Origin of the sequence: Streptomyces sp. NPDC021115 (assembly GCF_044333065.1) — a bacterium.
Lineage (GTDB): Bacteria > Actinomycetota > Actinomycetes > Streptomycetales > Streptomycetaceae > Streptomyces.
The window spans coordinates 315,459-331,635 of sequence record NZ_JBIRQF010000007.1; the positions used below are offsets into that span (position 1 = coordinate 315,459).

A 16,177-nucleotide genomic window follows, 5' to 3' on the forward strand; every position below is an offset into this window, starting at 1 on the left:
TGCTCCTCCAGCCCGCGGAACTACGCGGAACGCGGGTCACCGCGCGTCGCCGTCCGCCAGGACGACCCACGCTCGGCCTCGAACCGAACCGCGCCCTGGTTCGGGTAGATGACGAGAACGGCTTCTTCGAGAGGGGTAGCCTCGCTGCTCTGACCACCGTCCTCAGCATATTTCCCACGCTGGAGACCTCCGACGACACCCTTGCTGAGCTGCGGCGCCTCCACCCCCACGCCTAGCAGGTGACGGTATGGGGGCGCGAAGTCGACACGGGCCGGGGCGCTCCTCGCTGCGGACGGGTTGAGCGGAGTGGTCGGTGCCGTCGGGGACTCACCCGCTCGAGGATGTTCACCGCCCGGGTGAGCTCAGCGCCGTCGGCGTTGCGGTGCGCCCACTGCAGGTCGTCGAGGGCGGCGGTTGCCCAGTTCCATCAGGAGGTTGCGTGCCTGCTGAGTGGCCAGGGGCCGTCGGGATGCGTCGCAGGGTGAGGGCGCAGTCGATGTGGAAGAAGCCGACGGCGAGCATGGTCGATGCCTGGCTATGCAGGAACTGTCGCCATGTCGTGTCGGTTTGCCGTTTGGGTGCTGGGGGTATGTTCGGATGTTTGAGGACTCTGCGGATGGTGGAGGCACCGATGCGGTGGCCGAGCCACATCAGGTGTCCGAACCGGGCCGGTTCACCCTGAATTCGTCGGCAGCCCCATCGCGTATTCTCCCTGGCGAGCCGCAGCACCAGAGCCTTCACGGCCACCCGCCGTCGAAGGTCTCCCGGGCCTGTACCGCCGATTGCCGTAGTCTCACTTCCAGGTGATCAGCCTCACGTTCTCGTGCCGCAGTACGAGCAATTCCGCGTCCTTGGCCGTGTCCCGGCGCAGCAGCACCGCCGGGACCGCGAGCAGCTGCAGAGTCACCTGGTATACGAGCAAAACGATCACCCGGACAGCGTTCCAGCAACTTGATGGCGCGCCAGGTCGCCCTGAGCAGCAACGATGAGTTTCCGAACGGCACAGGATCGCGGTCGATGGCCCTTGGGTGTTTGGAAGCTGCCGCGACGCCTCAACTTCACGCCTGGCACGAACACCTCGCCGTGAAGGCCCTTGTGGTCCAGCCCTGGAACGTGGCTGCCTGCTTGTGCCAATCGCGGTTAGCGGTCTTGGCCGTCCCGCGAGCGGCCGCGGAGAGCGGTGAGGACGAGGCGGCCGTAACGGGTCGTGAGGAGTGCGGCGGTGGCGGCGAGGGCGCCGGTGGTGGCGGCGAGGAGGTGCCAGGGGTTCTGGTCACCGAGCACTTGGAGTGCGCCCAGGGCGGTGCCAAGGGGGAGGCCGAGGATGGTGAGGATGCCGAGGGCGCCGCTGATCTGCTGGTTTTCCTGGGTTTGGATGAGCCGGTTGTGGTCGGCGGCCTCGGCGAGGATTTCGGTGAAGCGGTCGGAGAGGCGGTATTGGTGCTGGTAGGCGATGAGGAGGTCGTTCGCGGTGCCATGGGTGGTGAGGTGCTGGCGCCAGTAGGTGCTGCGGAAGTGGGCGATCCGGCGTTCGAGGCTCGCCAAGCGGTTGGCTTCGCCGGGGCCGGCGAAGACCTGGGCGAGGTCTTCGGTGAGGTGGTCGATGTGGGTGCGCTGGATCATGCCGAACAGGAGGGCGTCGAGATAGATGCTGCGCATGTGGAGTTCGGCGTAGCCGTAGAACCGGTCGTCTGGCCCCTGGTCGCGGCGGTGGCCGATGAAAGCCGCGCCCTGACGGAGGACGAGGGCGCTCCAGTCGGCTGAGATGCGCAGGGCATTGCCGGTGAGCTGCGGGACGGTGGCAGGGTCGGGTGGGTAGTCGTCGGTGCTGGTGCGGGAGGCCAGCGCCCAGAGCCATTGCTGGGTCGCGGGCCAACGACGGTGGTCCCGGCCACGGTTGAGGCGAGGCAGGGCGCGTCGGCCGGGGGTGAGCAGGGCGACGGTGTACGGAAGGGCGTCGGGCTCGACGGTGGCGTGGCCTTCAAGGAGTGTGTTCGGCCTGGCGTGGGCGTGGTCCTGCAAAAGCGCGGTGAGTATAGGACCGGTGACCATTGAGGGGGTAGTGCCGGGGCGGCGGGCGAGGGAACGGAGAGTGCCGAGGAGTCCCGGGCCGGTGACGGTCAGGTGGAGGACGGCAAGAGCACTGTCAGGGTCGTCGTCGGTGGGGGTTCGCAGGAGTTCTATTCCGTCGATGGTGATGGGGCCGTGTGTGTGACGGACCTGCCGGTGCCAGCGTGTGGGGCGTTCGAGGGTGCCGTACAGGACGCTGGCGGCAGCCGGGGTGAAGTAGGTGCGGCGCGTGTCGGTGGTGGTGGTCCGGGCGCCGTGGGCGAAGGGCAGGGGACCTTCGGGCCAGGGTGGGTCGGCGGGCAGGTGCGCGGGCAGGACGACGGCGATGATCTGGCGTACGCCGGTGGGGGCGGTGCGCGTGCGCCTCACTCGTAGAACGCCTCCGGGGAGGGCTGATTGAGCCGGATGACGAATTCCGCCCGCCACGTGTCGTTGGCGGCGATGTGGAAGCGGACACGTTCCCCTGTGTGCAGGGTGCGGAATCCTTCGGTGACGATGTGGGTGTAGTCGAAGGTGTAGTGGCGGCCGTCTTCGTCGTCCTGGACGATGTAGCTGCTGGCACGGCCGTGGATGCCGCCGCCGTGGGGGCGGCGATCGACGACGCGGCCAAACCGTGGAGCCTCGGCTGAGGCGGGCGTCTGATGGCGGTCTGCCGTCATGACTGCGGTTCCTCCTTCGCTGCGTCACCGGTGATGGGAGGCAGCTCGGTGACGCAGCGGAAGCCGACGGCGTTGCTGGCCCGGGAGCGGCGGTAGAGGCCCTTGGCGCTGGCCTGGGCGGCACGCAGAGGGTTGTCGAACGCACCACCACAGATGACGGCTTCTTCTGGGTCATTGACGCTGGTGGAGGTCCACTCCCAGACGTTGCCCACCATATCCGCGATCCCATAGGGGGAACGGTTGGTGGGGCGGGCGTCGACCGGGGCGACCCAGGCATGGCCCAGGCCGCCGCGGTCAAATTCTTCTTTGCACGCCTGGTAGGTGACCAGGGGGCGACCGGCCCAAGTGTCGGCGCAGTTCACCGCTTGGAGGTCGGGGGCATCGCCCCAGGGGAAGAGGCGGCCGTCGGTGCCGCGGGCAGCGGCTTCCCATTCCAGGGAGGTGGGCAGGCGCTTGCCTTCGAAGGCGGCGAAGGCGTACGCGGCCCACCAGCTGACGCAGATGGCCGGATGGTCGTCGTAGCGGGGGCCGTCGTAGTAGTCCGGGACGCGCAACCGCTCGGTCCAAGCGGCGTGGGTGGTGCCGGGCGGTTGGTCGGGATGGTCCCACGGCGAGGTCCCGTCGGGGCGCAGCGCTTGGAGGAAGGGGCGATAGCGGGCGACGGTGACCGGGTGGCGGTCGAACCGGACCGGGTGGCGGACGCGGCGCAGCAGCAGCCGTTCGGCGGGACCGACGAGGTAAACCCCCGGGTGGAGCACGCAGTCATCGGCCGGAGCGGGGTGTGCGGGGAGGGTGGAGTGTGCGGCGAGGAAGGCGCGGATCTGTTCGGTCAGGTAGGCAGCGTCGGGCAGGTCGGCCGCCTGCGCGCGGCCGTCCGGGGTACTGAGGTAGCGGGCGGCGAGCAGCTCCTGGTAGGCGGAGTGGACGAAAGCCAGTGCCTGGGGGCCGGCAGGGCGGAACAGCCGGCTCAGGTGGAAGGCTTCCGGGGTGATCCGACCGCCGTCGAAGGCTTGCGGGCCGAGCGCGTTGTGGAGTTCGAGCAGGCTGAAGACCGTGCGGTCCTCCAGGAAGGCCCGACCGCAGGTATCGGCCAGGGCCGGGGCGAGGGGCGCCAGTCCGGTGTCGGTGAGGACGTGGTCGATGTGGGCGCCGATCAGCTCGGCAACGGTTGGGGTGCCCGCGATGTCCAGTGTGGTCTGGAGACGTCGTGCCAGTGGCGTGGAGGCAACGGCGGCGCCGGTGTCCGGGGCGGGCTCGTTGTCGGTCGGTGCGTCGGTCAGGCGCAGCATGCTGAAGCGGGGAACGCGTCGGGGGTCCACGCCGTTGGCGTACATCTGCTCGACCAGTTGCTCGGATATCGCGCTGGAGCAGTCGAGCAGGCGCCGGATCTGCGGGGAGTCGGCCAGGAAGGAGACCCGAGAACTCAGCACGACGCAGGACTCGGCCGACAGTACCGAGGCCAGGTCCGCGAACAAGCGCAGGAACCCCTCGGGGCTGGGCTCGTCCACGGCCTCGTCGACGGCATCCAGAACACAGAGCGCCGAGCCGGAGCGGATCAGGTACAGGAACAGCTCGAAGGCGCGTGCGCGTTCGCCCGGCATGCAGGGCGCCAGGATACGGGCCACGTATTCGGCGAAGGTCTCGTCCTTGGGTTTCAGGCCGAGGTCGAAGTAGAAGCGGAAACGTCGGGCCGTAGCGGGGGTGTCGTTGATCAGAGCACGCAGCAGGGTGCTTTTGCCGCTTCCGGGCTTGCCGATGACCAGGACGTTGGCGGATGCCTGCATGAGCCGGGCCAGCAGCGGCTCGGCGTCTTCCACCTCGCTGATTTGGCTTTCGCCCGTGTGGGGGTCGCTGGTGAGCAGGGCGCCAGGCAACGGCAGACGCTCGCTCGGCATCTCCGGCGCGGCAGTGGCGCAGGAGGCCAGGTGGGTGTGAAGGTCGACGATGGTGTCGATGAAGCCGTCGTAGCCCACGACCCGGTAATCCTGCCCCAGCAGCGGGTGGACCTGGTCCACGGTGTCGTCGAGGATGACGAACCGGGTGAGCTTGGGAAGCCGGGTCTTCAGCAGTTCGCCGCCGGTGGTCTCCAGCACGTTGCGCAGTTCGGTGGCGTCCTTGGACAGCAGCAGTTCGACGTACTCCAGGCGTACGCCGGATTCCCGGCAGAACAGCTGGTAGACGGTCTCGGTGGAGAGGACGAAACGCTTGGAGACCCGGTAGCCCAGCGTCAGGTAGAGGCCCGCGAGGAACTCCACCCGGCGCGCGACTTCGGGTTGCATTCGCGGATCGTCCCCGGTCAGGGCGGGGCTGGCGGTGCTGGTGAACCAGGCCAGTACGTCGACCAGGCGGCGCACGGCGAGCAGGCCGTCTTCCTCAGCGATCTCGTAGCCGTCGTGGGTGGAGCGGTTGCGCAGGCGCTGGATGTCGGTGAGCGCGTTGAGGACCGTTGCGCTGCGGATATGCGGGCGGCAGCCTTTGATCAGCTCGCTGAGCATGCGGCCGGACGGATCGCCGGCAACCTCATGGTGACGCCACAGCTGCTTGAGCAGCTTCTCGGTGATCTTGCCGACCAGCGCGATGGCGTTCTCTGGGTAGCCATCGTCCAGCGACCGTAACGGGCGCTCCAGATCGATCCCCAGATGCTCCGCGACCCGGGAATGATCGTCCAGCTCGTGCCGTAACCGGCGCAGACGCTCGTCCACCGGAGCGGTCACCGCGCACCTCCTGCGGACGCGCCGGTACCCGTGGAGTCGTCGCGGACGCCGAGGACGAACGCGAAGCGGTCGGGGAAGACAAGCTCGGGCTCGGGGTGACGGGCCCGGATCTCCTCGATCCCGGCGTCGAGCTCCTCATCACTGAAGGTCGACAGCACGGACATATACCGGGACCTGACCATGGACAAGTACCGCTCCCGCTCCAGGCGCAGCTCATGCTCCACGAAGGTCAGCTCGGCCCGTAGCCCCGCTTCGGACAGGTGCTGGGCGATGGCAGCGGGGTCGGGCTGGAGCTCTTCGTACCGCTTGAGGGCTTCAGCGAACAGCGGGTAGTCGATCGTGGTCGGCAACATCGCCACCAGCAGCCGTCCGCCGGGCGCCAGCAGCCGGGCCAATCCCCTGAGGGTGGAGGCGGGGTCGGTGACGTGATGCACCGACTCCTTCAGCCACATCGCGTCCAGCCGCTCATACGGCAGGGGCACCGTCTGATCCGCGATCTCCTCGGCCGAGCCCCTCAGCGGTGACAGAGCCGGAGACGAGGGAAGCTGATCGAGCATCGCCCCCGAAGGGTCCACGCACAACACAGGCTGGTGTGGGCGAAGAGCCTCCGCTATCCCGTCGGCGAACAGGCCAGTGCCGCACCCGATATCCGCCATACGATCGTTCGCCGACAGCTCCAGAGCCGAGGCGATCTGCCCGGACATCCATTGCACGAAGGCCGGGCTGTAGGCCCAGTTGTCGTCGTACGTGCTGGCGAGATTCTGGTAGTGCTCCCCCATGTCACGCCGCACCGACGCCTCCTAACCCTTCCGGTTCTCCCTGCTCCGACTTGCCAGCCTACCCAAATGGGCACTCTCAGCAACGGTGCATGCGTCGGGCGACGATGCCGTACCAGCAGCCGGTCAGCAAGATCCAGGGCTGTGTAAAGGAGGCGCTCAGGCCGCGCCATGATCGATCTTTACGAGAGGCGACAGCACACCGTCGCGAACCGTTCGACGCCAGCGCTCGCACCTCCGACAGAAGAAATGCATTGCCGTGCCATAGCTCCGGCGGCATGCTCACGAGAGTGATCGCTGCAGACGACTCAACTGATGCCACTGTCGTCGTCCCCGTCAGTGTGCGCGACCTCCTTCCCCAGGATCTGCCCGCGTGCACTTGGTCTGGCTCAGCCACTCACTTGCGCCAAGTAGAACGCGAGCTGGCCCGCGCTGCGGCGGGCGAGGTGGATTACCTGGCTGTGTGCACCCCTGCCGATCTCCCGGTGGCGATCGGAGGCGTCGACTACCAAGCTTCCGCGAAAGCTGGAACCTTGTGGCAGCTCGCCGTGCTCCCTGCCCTTCAGTCCCGCGGATTGGGAACGCTGCTGATCCGTGCCGCCGAACAACGGATCAGGGAGCGTGGCTTGCGCAGGGCGGAACTCGCCGTGGAGGAGAACAATCCTCGAGCTCGCGCCCTGTACGAGCGCCTGGGCTATGCCGCGTACGACCGCGCACCGGATGCCTGGGACGAGGAAAGACCTGACGAGTTGATCCGCCGCCACGAGACCATGTGCGTTCTTATGCGAAAAGGCCTTTGAGACGGTCGCGCCCAGCTGCCCCTTAAGGTTCCGGTCAATACCAGGCACCTCGACGCAGGTGATGCGGTAACCGGTGAACATTCGATTCGTCCCTGGTGAACCAGTACTGTCCGTCCTCTCGGAGAGAGTCAGGCGTCCGGCCCTGATCACCACTCTTGGAGCGGAGGGAGACATCGAGCCGACCCCCGCTGCTGCCTGGCCGAGCGACGAGGGAGTCGTGCACCAGGTGAGCAGCGGGGCGGGCCGTCAGGGGCGGCTGGCGATGATGGCTTCGGTGCGTACGAGCTCGTCGAAGCGGCCCTCCGGATTGAAATCGGTGAGGGCTTGGCGCAGGTCGCGTTCGAAGGCGTCCTTGCGGTCGCCGAGCTGGTCGGGGCTGGAGTAGCTGTAGGAGAACTGCAGACCCACGAGCTCGTCCAGGGTGCGGCTGACGGTGCGGTCCCAGCGGGCGGTTTCGACGGTCGAGAATGGGGAGCGGGCCAGCACGTCCTGGTGGCGTTCCTTGGGGTGGGAGTAGGTACTCGACCCGGCCCGGCGCTCTGGGCCGAGGTAGCGAGTGCGGACGTCGGTGATGACCTGGAGCCAGGGAGCGGGCTCGATGTCGCCCGGTGCGCCGCCGGAGGCGAGGACGACGGCCCCGTCCGGTTCGATGAGCTGGTCCAGGTCGCGCAGGGTCTGGTCGCGGTCCATCCAGTGGAAAGCCGCGCCCATCACAGTCAGCATGACCGGTTCCAGGCCCATGTCGAGCAGCGTGGTGGAGTCGCCGCGTCGCCAGTCGATGTTGGTGATGTCTCGCTGGGCGGCCAGCTTTCGGCCCTCATCGAGCATGCCGGGCTCGGGGTCGACGGCGGTGACGTGGCCCACGAGCCTGGCGAGAGGGAGGGCCAGAACTCCGGTGCCGGTGCCCAGGTCCAGGACGCGCTGAGTGCCGTCCAGAGCGAAGCGCGCGGCCAGCATGTCGTAGAACGCTTGGTCGTAACCGGGACGGTAGCGGGCGTAGTAGGGGGCGGTGGAGGGGAACAGCTCGTCAGGTGTGTAGGAGGTCATCTCGTCAGTCTTCCGTGTCCAGTTGGGCGAGGGCGGAGTCAACTCGAAGAACGAGCCGACCCCGGGTTCAGGTGCTGCCACCACGTGCGCATCGGGGTTCCCCCGGCGCCTTCGTGTGCGATGGAGCCGTCGGGGTGGCGGTCTGGCTGGCCGAGCAACTGCCGCTCGATGTCGGTCAGGTCCTCGCGCTCCAAGAGCTGGGGCGCGGGGTCGTCGACGGGTGCGAGCCAGCGGTAGCCGTACTGCATCATCACCGCGAGGCGTGGACGGCCGCAGGTGTTCAGGCCGCCCGCGTGCCATGTGCGGTTCTCGAACAACAGCACGTCGCAGGGGCCGAGGGCGGGGCTGATGGCACCGAGTGGGTCGATGGCCCCGGCTGGGACGGTGACGGGGCCCGTTTCTGCGTGGCTGCCGGGGAGGATCATGGTGACGCCGGCGTCGGGGGTGAGGTCGCTGAGGAAGTACGCGACCTTGATCGCCAGGCGGGGAACGGAGCGGCTGCCGAGGTCGTGGGTGGCGGTGCTCATGTCGCGGTGCCAGCCGTGCCGCTCGGGCACGCGAATGGTGCGGGTGCCGTCGCGCGGGATAGAAGGCATGTAGATCAGGTTGCTGGACATCAGGTGCAGATTCGGGCTGAGCAGCGCGACGAGGGTGGGCAGCACCCTGGGGTTGGCGACCAGGGGCAGGAAGGTGTCGTCCATGGCGACGATGCCACGGAAGCCGTCCTTGCCGTCGGCACTGCGATCCCTCCCACATGTGCGGTCGTCGGCAAGCAGTCGCATCGCCGCGCTCGCCGCCTGTTCACGCCACTCGCGCGAGATCACGTCGCAAAGGATGACGAAGCCTTCGCGGTCGAAGGCGTTCAGGACATCTAGGTCGGGCCGGGAAGCCGTATCGAGGGTCGTCATCCGCTGTGTTCCTTGATCATGAGGGCGGCCTGGGCGGAAAGGGCGGCGGCGGAGAGGCCGCAGTGTTCGAGCAGGCCCTCGGGCGTGGTGGGGCGGCTGGGCTCCTGGTAGCCGACGACGTGGAACCGGCTGGTCTCGCCGCGGGCAGCGAGCAGCGCGCGGACCGCGCCGGGGTGAGTGGGAACCGCCATCAGGACAGGGGTATCGGCGCCGAACAGGCAGCTGAAGGCCCTGTCGGTAAGGGCATAGGGCCAGTGCGGGGCCGGGCCGAGGACCGCGAGGTCGTTGATATGCAGATAACGGACTCTGATGTCGGCGTGCGACCGGCGCAGCAGCACCGCAGCGGCGGATAGCTCGCGGGCCGGGACGTCCCCTGCTGAGGCGAGGACGAGGTCGGGAAGGCCGCGGTGGCTCAGGTGAGGCCAGACGGCGGCGCCGTCTGTGAGTTCGTTACGGAACGGGGCCAGCGGGAATGAGGGGCCGGGGTGCTTGTCGGTGATCAGGAAGTTGACGCGGTCGCGGCCGGCCAGCATCAGTGCGAGCACGCTGGCGGCCCGTGTCGCATCGGCTGGGGTGTAGACGTGTACGAAGCCGTCCTCGCACTCCAGCATCGACGAGACGAGGCCGGGATTCTGGTGGGTGTAGGTATTGCGCCACCCAAGCGAAGTGATCAGATAGTTCACTGACGGCAGCCCGTCCTGCCCCGTGAGATAGCGCAGGCGCCGGTGCTTGAGGTGCTGGACGAGCAGGCTGGTGTTGACCGGGGCGAAGGCTTCGTAGGTGGCCAGCAGCGCGTCCCGGCCGGTCTCGGTGTAGCCCTGAAGCCAGCCGTGGCAGATCTCCTCGTTCAGGATCTCGACGGCCCAGGCAGGCAGTGATTTGTCCGCGGCCAGCTGTAGCCGGTTGGAGGCGAGCTCGTCCGGACTGAACAGGCGGAACGCCCCGTTCGTCGCGCGTTCGCGGATGACCGCGGACACACCCGACCAGGTCCGGGACCCCTGGGAGTCGAACGAGACCGACGGCCGGGCCGCCCCCGGCTCGTGGGTCGGGCCGGGGAGGGCCTGGCGGACCAGGTCCGTCGGACGCCCCTGGTTGGTGAACAGCTCGGTCGGCCGGTAGGAGGCGAGCCAGGCCTCCAGCGCCTCGAACTCCGCCTCATCACGGCGGGGGTCTTTCAGCGGGGTCTTGTGGACGGCCGGAGTTCCCACGATCTGCCGCCCGCCCACCTGCTCCGGTCCGGTGTGCCCCTTGGGCATGGTTAGTACGAGCACAGGCTGCCGCACGGTCTCGCCGACTGGCCGCAACCGGTTGAAGGCAGCGGCCAGCAGTCGACGGAAGCCGGGCAGGTCGGCGCCGTCGTGAATCAGGGGCTCATTACCGAGGCCGGTGAAGTAGCCGCGTACCTCGTCCTCACTCATACCGGCCAGCAGGGAAGGGCCGCCCATTTTCATCCCGTTGGCCAGCACCACCGGCAGCACCGCCCCGTGGTCTCCGCTGCCGTACAGAGCCCGACGGGCGAGCCAGGCCGCCGCCGTTGTCCCGGTCTCCAACTCGCCGTCCCCGATCAGTGGAACGACTAGGCGGTGCGGGGCATCCAGCACCATGCCTTGCGCGATGGCGAGGGCGGGGCCCAGCTGTCCGCCGGTGTGCCGGACCCCGGGGATGAGCGGCGTGACCTCCCCGCCGAACCGCTCCGGGTGGGGAAAGCCACTGATCAGGGCGCGCAGCTCAGGCATCGACCAGCCGGGCCCGTCTCCGGTCAGGTGCAGGGCATCGTTGAGGTAGGCGTGAGCGAGTGCCGAGGGTCCGGCGTGCCCGGCGCCGTGCAGGATCAGCACCTCGAACCCGGCGGGGCGACAGGCCGTCAGCGGCCCCAGGTGCGCGAGCACGTAGTTGACCGGCGGACACACTCCCCAGTGCCCGCGGGGGCTCTCCTTGACGTCCGTGGGCCGGAGCGGGCGGGCGAGGCGGGGGTTGTCGGTCAGATAGAGCTGAGCGGCGGACAAGTGGTTCAACGCTCGCCAGAAGGCGTCGATGGCTTGATCGGGCACTGCCTCGACGGCCCGCCGCGCCGCGTGACTCCAGTCGGGGAAACCGAGCGGGTGTGGCTCCCCGATGCACACGTTGGTCACAGCCATGGGTCAGCTCCGAGCGCGGGTGGCGACCGCGTCGATGACGGCGGTGATACGGGCAGTGCGGATGTCGGAGGTGGCGGATTCGGTGATCAGGTGGAGCATCTGGGCCTGCTCGTGGGCGGGCAGCACCGACCAGTCCAGTCCGGCCCGCTCCAGGGTGGTGGCGAGGTCATCAGGGACGCCGCGGACGGACTTCTCGCGGATGGGCTGGAGGACGAGTGGGATGCCGGGCCCCTTCAATCCGGCGGTGTCGTGGGGAATGCCGGCCTGGCCGCGCAAGGAGACGGCGACGCCTGTGCGGGCCGTGCCGTCGGAGAAGGTCACCCGCAGCCGTTTGCCACGCAAGCCGACCGGTCCGGTGCAGGGCAGCAGAAGCATGCCACGAGTCCCGGCACCGGCTGGCCGGGCGAGAACGTGCAGCGTCTCAGTGCCGACGGGCAGAGGCACCAGGGTGCGGTGATCCTGGAGCCGTGTCGTGGGGCTGTGGGACGGGGGCTGAGTGACGGCGATGACGCCGCCTTCGCCGCCGCTGGCCCGGCGTGTGGCCTTGTGGGTGAACAGACAGCGGTCCACCGCGGCCAGCAGCTGATCGGTGAAGACGTGCTTCCAGCCACCGGAACCGCATTCGGTCGGCAAGTGCTCGGCGGAGGCGAAGGTCAGCGCGAAGGAGACGCGGACCGGCAGTTCGTCGGCGAGCCGGTCCCGGAGGGCGGCGACGGCTCGATGGAAGGCGGAAGCGTTGTCCAGGGCGGCGGCGATGATGACCTCGTCGCCGCCGAAGGTGGCGACGCACCCGGCCTCCCAGGGCTGGGTACGGAACCACTCGCGAGTGACGGCCCCAAGGCGGGCCATCACCTTGTTCCCGGCGAGGTGTCCGTAGCAGCCGGGGTCGGTGGCGTTGGCCTGCTCCACATGGTCCTTGAGCCCGTCGACGTCCCCGATCGCCAGCCCCACCAGCGCCCCGCTTGTCAACGCGGCGGCGAGGGCACGAGGGATGTGGCTGTGGAAGTCAGGAAAGGCGACCAGACCGGTCACCGCATCCTCACGGCTGCCCGCACACCAGTCGCGCAGCGGTAGCTGTACGGGGTCGAACAGCGGCACCGAACTGGCCAGTGGGTCGTGGGCTGGTGCCTTCGGGCAGGGCGTACGGGTCGGGTCCATCAGCGGGTCTCCGAGGTCGTTGTCCGGGCCGGTGCGGTCCCGGCGGGTAGCAGCAGGGGCAGGGTGGTGAGTGTGTGGAGGCGGACGGTGCGGGTGCCCAGCGGCGGCACAGTGGACATGCGGCGGTCCAGCCAGGCGGTGTGCCAACCCGCCGCAGCGGCGCCGGCGACGTCCGCCCGGGGCGAGTCCCCGACGTGCAGGAGTCGGTCCGGGCCCAGGCCGGAGGCCTCTTCGACGGCGGCGAAGGCTTCGCGCTCGGGTTTGACCGCGCCGGTCTCGGCCGAATAGATCACTCGATCCAGCAGTGTCCGGAAGGCCTGCGGAGGTTCGGCCGGGATGGATGAGCCGAGACTGTTGGTCAGCGCGAACAGTGAGAAGCCCCGCTGCCGCAGTGTGGTCAGAGCCGGTTCGGTATCGGCGAACAACTCCGGTTCGGCGGCCCGCTGGCGGGCCCGTTCCAGTACGTGCTTGAGCGGATCGGCCAAGGCAGGCCGACCGAAGGCGGCGGCCAGATCGCGGGCGAGGTCCTCAGGGGTGATCCGGCGGCGTTTCGCCCTTTGCGCCATCACCGTGCGGGCCTCTTCCAGCGAGATTCCCAGCACCTCGGCAACGTGCCCGGTGGTCGGCTCCGCTTCCGTACGCACCAACGTGCCGCCCAGGTCGAAGCAGATGCCCCGTACCCCTTCCCAGAGCGTCCGGCGCAACCGGTGATGGGCGATCACGGGCCCGTCACCTCCAGCACCGCCGTCTTCTCCGGCAGCTTCGGAGGCTCGGCGAGCCCCGGGGCACTAAGGACGGGCAGCATCCCGTCCTTGGCGTCGACAGGCGCGGAGAAGATCTGCTGCCGCAACGGCTCCAACGTCAGATGCCACTCAACGGCCGGGATCTTGTCACGGCAGCACGCTCCGGCCAGGGCCAGCACGGCGGGCAACCGGTCGCCGTGCGGGAAGGTCGCCATCCCCAGGTCCGCGGCGAGCTCGGTGGTGTGCATCGATCGGGCCAGCCCGCCCGACCAGCCAGGATCGACTTGCCAGACGTCCACCTCTCCGCCGGACAGCAGCCGGATCTGCTCTGCCTCGTCGACGGCGTGCTCGCCCGCCGCCAGTGGAACACCCGTTCCGGCCGCCCGCAGCCGGTGCCAGCCCCAGGAGCCGGGTGGCAGGAGCTCCTCTGCGAAGGTGACCTGAAGATCGGCCAGCACCGGCAGCAGCCGCATCGCCTCGTCCAAGCGACAGCGGCCCAGACCGTCAACCATGAACCGGCTCTTGCCCGCCGCCTCCCGTAACGGGGCGAGCGTCTTCGCCACTTCCCTCGGCCCGGCAAGGATCAGCGGCTTGGTCAACGGCCACTTCTGGCCCCAGAATCCTGCTTCCGCGATCCATGCCGCGGCCTCCGGCGAGGAGGCGTGGGCCGGGTCGAGACCGAGCGCGGAGGCGTAGGCGGGCACGGTGTCCCGGATCGTGCCGCCCAACAGATCGGTCACGCTCACCCCGGTGGCCCGGGAGACCAGGTCCCAGCAGGCCAGTTCGACCGTGGAGACGGCCTGCCGGGCGTGTGCCCCGCAGCGGTGCCGCCCGGTCCTTCTGCGATAGCCGAGGCGGCGCGGCGCGGCGGCATCATGCCCGATCAGCCCGGGAGCCAGGTCGTCGGCGACGATCCTCAGCACGGTCTCGCCCACCGGGGCGTGCCAGCCAGAGACTCCGTCGCCGACCAACTCGATGGCGAACCGGACGCGGTGCTCGGCCCAGGCCGGGCCCGCCGGCGGCTCACCTACTGCGGCGGCAATCAGCTTCGGCAGACAGGAGGGGAACCCGGCTGACTGCGGGGCCAGCCGCCAGGCGCGAACCGCGCGCACCACGGTTGTCCCGGTCCGGGCGGAAGCGATGGGGCGCGTCATCAGACCTTCGCCCCCGCCAATTCCTCCCCGGCGAAGGTGAAACACCATGGACTGCGGTAGTTCTGCCACCACTGCGGGCGCAGTCCCGTCGGAGCGAAGAGCTCCTCCAGACATTGGCGCATGGTCAAGTGCCACTCGATCGCCTCCGACCCGGATGCGCGGTAGATGTCCATGAACGCGTTGTGGGCCTGGTAGGTCTGGAAGCGGGGGAAGGTGGTGGTGACCGGCACGAAGTCCTTGAGGTGCTTGATGGCGTCCTCGATCGGGTCCAGGCCGATGATGTAGGTGAAGTCGGTGGTGATACCCCACTGCTTGGCCCGGCCAAGGGCGGCGGTCATCTCGGCCGGGGTGAGCTTGGCCTTGGACTCCTTGAGGATCTGCCGTCGTTCGGTGAAGCACTCAGCGGTCAGCGTGAGGTGGAACGGGCCCAGGTCGGCGGCGGCGTCCATGCCTCGCTCGCTGGTCAGCACCGAGGACAGGAAGTGCAGGGCACCGGTGCAACCGTTGGCACCCATCGCCGCACGGACTTCGGTCAGGTGCTCCAGCGCGAGAGACTCATGGAGGAAGCAGCCGGTGCAGACGGTCACGGTCTGTACCGACGACAAGTCCTCCATACCGGAGTTCGCGGCCAGGGCACCGAGATACCCGGACAGGTCCAGGGCCTTGATCTTCGGGTCGGACGCGTCTTCGAGGGTGTTGGGGCAGAACACGCAGCCGGTGCACTGGCTGCGTGCGTTGGAATTGAGGGTGAGCATCTTCATGCCGTTGCGCCAGTAGCCCAGCACCGCGTCGTCGTCCTCGATGCCGTCGACCTCGCCGACCTTCTCGCCGTTCAAGCGGAGTTCGTGCTCGTCCAGCTCGAACGGTGAGTCCTGGCGGCCGAGGGAGAGAATCAGGAACAGCGGCGTGTCGGGACGCGAGTCCAGCCGCAGCTGGAAGCGCATGCGAGGCTTGGTCAGCGGGGACCGGGCACCGGACGCGTTCAGCGCGATCAGCAGTACGTCTTCGGGGTTGATCTTCCACTTACGGGCCACCTGATCAAGGTGGCGGACGGATTCGAGCATCGTCTCTTCTCTTTCGCGTGGTGGGAGGTGCAAGTCGTCAGCGGCGCTGTAGGCGTCTTCTGATGCGGGTGCCGCCGTGGATCAGGTGGCAACGGGAGCCATGGGGAGACGGATGATGATCCGTTTGCCGCCCGTGGCGGTCTCCCGGAGGACCTCGGTTCGGCCATGGGCTTCCCTCACCAGGGCGTCGACCATGAACAGACCGCGACCGCCGATGCCATGCGCAACGGGCAGAGGCTTCGGCTTGAGTGGATGGGCGTCCGCGACGGTCAGGACCAGCGCGGCCTGCTCCACCGCCAAGGTGACCGTGGCGGTGGGCGAGAGCACAGCCGCATGCCGCACCACATTCGTCACCAGTTCGCTGATGATCAGGCAGGCGGTGGCCACGATTTCCTCGTTTAAGCCCCAGTCAGCGAGGACCTTGGCAGTCTCGCGGCGGGCCAGTGGTACCTGCTCGGCCGTGGAGACCACCTGGAAGTCGTGGCGCATCACCGTGCTGGACATCGTGGGCTCACCCTCTCTCCGGGCGGCAGCCATCCGGGTCGTCACCGAAGGTAAGGACTCCGACACACTGAGGTGTTCACGGCGGTGAACCCACGATTTCCGAGCAGCGGTTCAGGGAGGGCTCACCGCTGTGAAACGTCCGCTCGGGATCGCTCGCTCACCCATGGGGTGAGCGGCAGGAAAAATGCCAGGACAACCGGCACGACAGAGACCGAGGAAGCAGGCCGGTTATAGCTCCTCTCTCAACCGCGCCCAGGTATGAGTGTCCAGGCCGTCATGGGAGCCAATGCGGGAGAGTTCGGCGCCGTCGCGCCCCAGGGCCACGATGACGGGGCGGTCTCCGCAGCTGATGTGGGGGGACGACCAAACAGCGATGAGCTTGCACTGCTCGGGGTTTTCGATCCGGCGGGCGCCGATGAGAACGTGACGCACGTCCCGCCCA

Annotated in this window: 13 protein-coding genes; 1 reads left to right on the top strand and 12 read right to left on the bottom strand. The window is 68.5% G+C overall.

Going from position 1 to position 16,177, the window contains the following annotated elements; genetic code table 11:
* Positions 1–1,140: 1,140 nt before the first annotated feature.
* Genes ACH4TL_RS23765 through ACH4TL_RS23780 form a run of 4 tightly spaced genes read right to left on the bottom strand, consistent with a single transcriptional unit; the run spans position 1,141 to position 6,234 of the window.
* Positions 1,141–2,439, bottom strand: a complete 1,299-nt coding sequence (locus ACH4TL_RS23765; protein WP_398317473.1) for a hypothetical protein — start codon at positions 2,437–2,439, stop codon at positions 1,141–1,143.
* Positions 2,436–2,729: a hypothetical protein gene (locus ACH4TL_RS23770; protein WP_398317476.1), complete on the bottom strand. Its 294-nt coding sequence runs from the start codon at positions 2,727–2,729 to the stop codon at positions 2,436–2,438. The genes ACH4TL_RS23765 and ACH4TL_RS23770 overlap by 4 nt, the downstream gene beginning before the upstream one ends.
* Positions 2,726–5,443, bottom strand: coding sequence for an SUMF1/EgtB/PvdO family nonheme iron enzyme (locus ACH4TL_RS23775; protein ID WP_398317479.1), 2,718 nt, complete (start codon positions 5,441–5,443; stop codon positions 2,726–2,728). The genes ACH4TL_RS23770 and ACH4TL_RS23775 overlap by 4 nt, the downstream gene beginning before the upstream one ends.
* Positions 5,440–6,234, bottom strand: coding sequence for a class I SAM-dependent methyltransferase (locus ACH4TL_RS23780; RefSeq protein ID WP_398317482.1), 795 nt, complete (start codon positions 6,232–6,234; stop codon positions 5,440–5,442). Before ACH4TL_RS23780 ends, ACH4TL_RS23775 begins: the two co-directional genes overlap by 4 nt.
* A 263-nt stretch (positions 6,235–6,497) precedes the next feature.
* Between ACH4TL_RS23780 and ACH4TL_RS23785 the strand changes: the two genes are divergently transcribed.
* Positions 6,498–7,019, top strand: a complete 522-nt coding sequence (locus ACH4TL_RS23785; protein ID WP_398317768.1) for a GNAT family N-acetyltransferase — start codon at positions 6,498–6,500, stop codon at positions 7,017–7,019.
* A gap of 246 nt (positions 7,020–7,265) precedes the next feature.
* Here the strand turns inward: ACH4TL_RS23785 and ACH4TL_RS23790 are convergent, their stop codons facing one another.
* From ACH4TL_RS23790 to ACH4TL_RS23825, 8 genes are all read right to left on the bottom strand, one after another.
* Complete coding sequence (locus tag ACH4TL_RS23790) at positions 7,266–8,066, bottom strand: class I SAM-dependent methyltransferase (RefSeq protein WP_398317486.1); 801 nt, start codon at positions 8,064–8,066, stop codon at positions 7,266–7,268.
* Between the two features lie 38 nt (positions 8,067–8,104).
* On the bottom strand, positions 8,105–8,974 hold the full coding sequence (locus tag ACH4TL_RS23795) for a phytanoyl-CoA dioxygenase family protein (RefSeq protein WP_398317489.1): 870 nt from the start codon (positions 8,972–8,974) through the stop codon (positions 8,105–8,107).
* Positions 8,971–11,112 carry a phosphoketolase gene (locus tag ACH4TL_RS23800; protein WP_398317492.1) on the bottom strand — a complete coding sequence of 714 codons (2,142 nt, stop codon included), beginning with the start codon at positions 11,110–11,112 and terminating at the stop codon, positions 8,971–8,973. Before ACH4TL_RS23800 ends, ACH4TL_RS23795 begins: the two co-directional genes overlap by 4 nt.
* Positions 11,113–11,115: 3 nt before the next feature.
* Positions 11,116–12,270, bottom strand: a complete 1,155-nt coding sequence (locus ACH4TL_RS23805) for a GGDEF domain-containing protein (protein WP_398317495.1) — start codon at positions 12,268–12,270, stop codon at positions 11,116–11,118.
* Positions 12,270–12,992 carry an HAD family hydrolase gene (locus tag ACH4TL_RS23810; protein ID WP_398317498.1) on the bottom strand — a complete coding sequence of 241 codons (723 nt, stop codon included), beginning with the start codon at positions 12,990–12,992 and terminating at the stop codon, positions 12,270–12,272. Before ACH4TL_RS23810 ends, ACH4TL_RS23805 begins: the two co-directional genes overlap by 1 nt.
* Positions 12,989–14,167: a mandelate racemase/muconate lactonizing enzyme family protein gene (locus ACH4TL_RS23815; protein ID WP_398317501.1), complete on the bottom strand. Its 1,179-nt coding sequence runs from the start codon at positions 14,165–14,167 to the stop codon at positions 12,989–12,991. The genes ACH4TL_RS23810 and ACH4TL_RS23815 overlap by 4 nt, the downstream gene beginning before the upstream one ends.
* A complete protein-coding gene (locus ACH4TL_RS23820; protein ID WP_398317503.1) occupies positions 14,167–15,231 on the bottom strand; it encodes a radical SAM protein in 1,065 nt (354 codons plus the stop codon). Before ACH4TL_RS23820 ends, ACH4TL_RS23815 begins: the two co-directional genes overlap by 1 nt.
* Positions 15,232–15,312: 81 nt before the next feature.
* Positions 15,313–15,735, bottom strand: a complete 423-nt coding sequence (locus tag ACH4TL_RS23825; protein ID WP_398317506.1) for an ATP-binding protein — start codon at positions 15,733–15,735, stop codon at positions 15,313–15,315.
* Positions 15,736–16,177 lie beyond the last annotated feature (442 nt).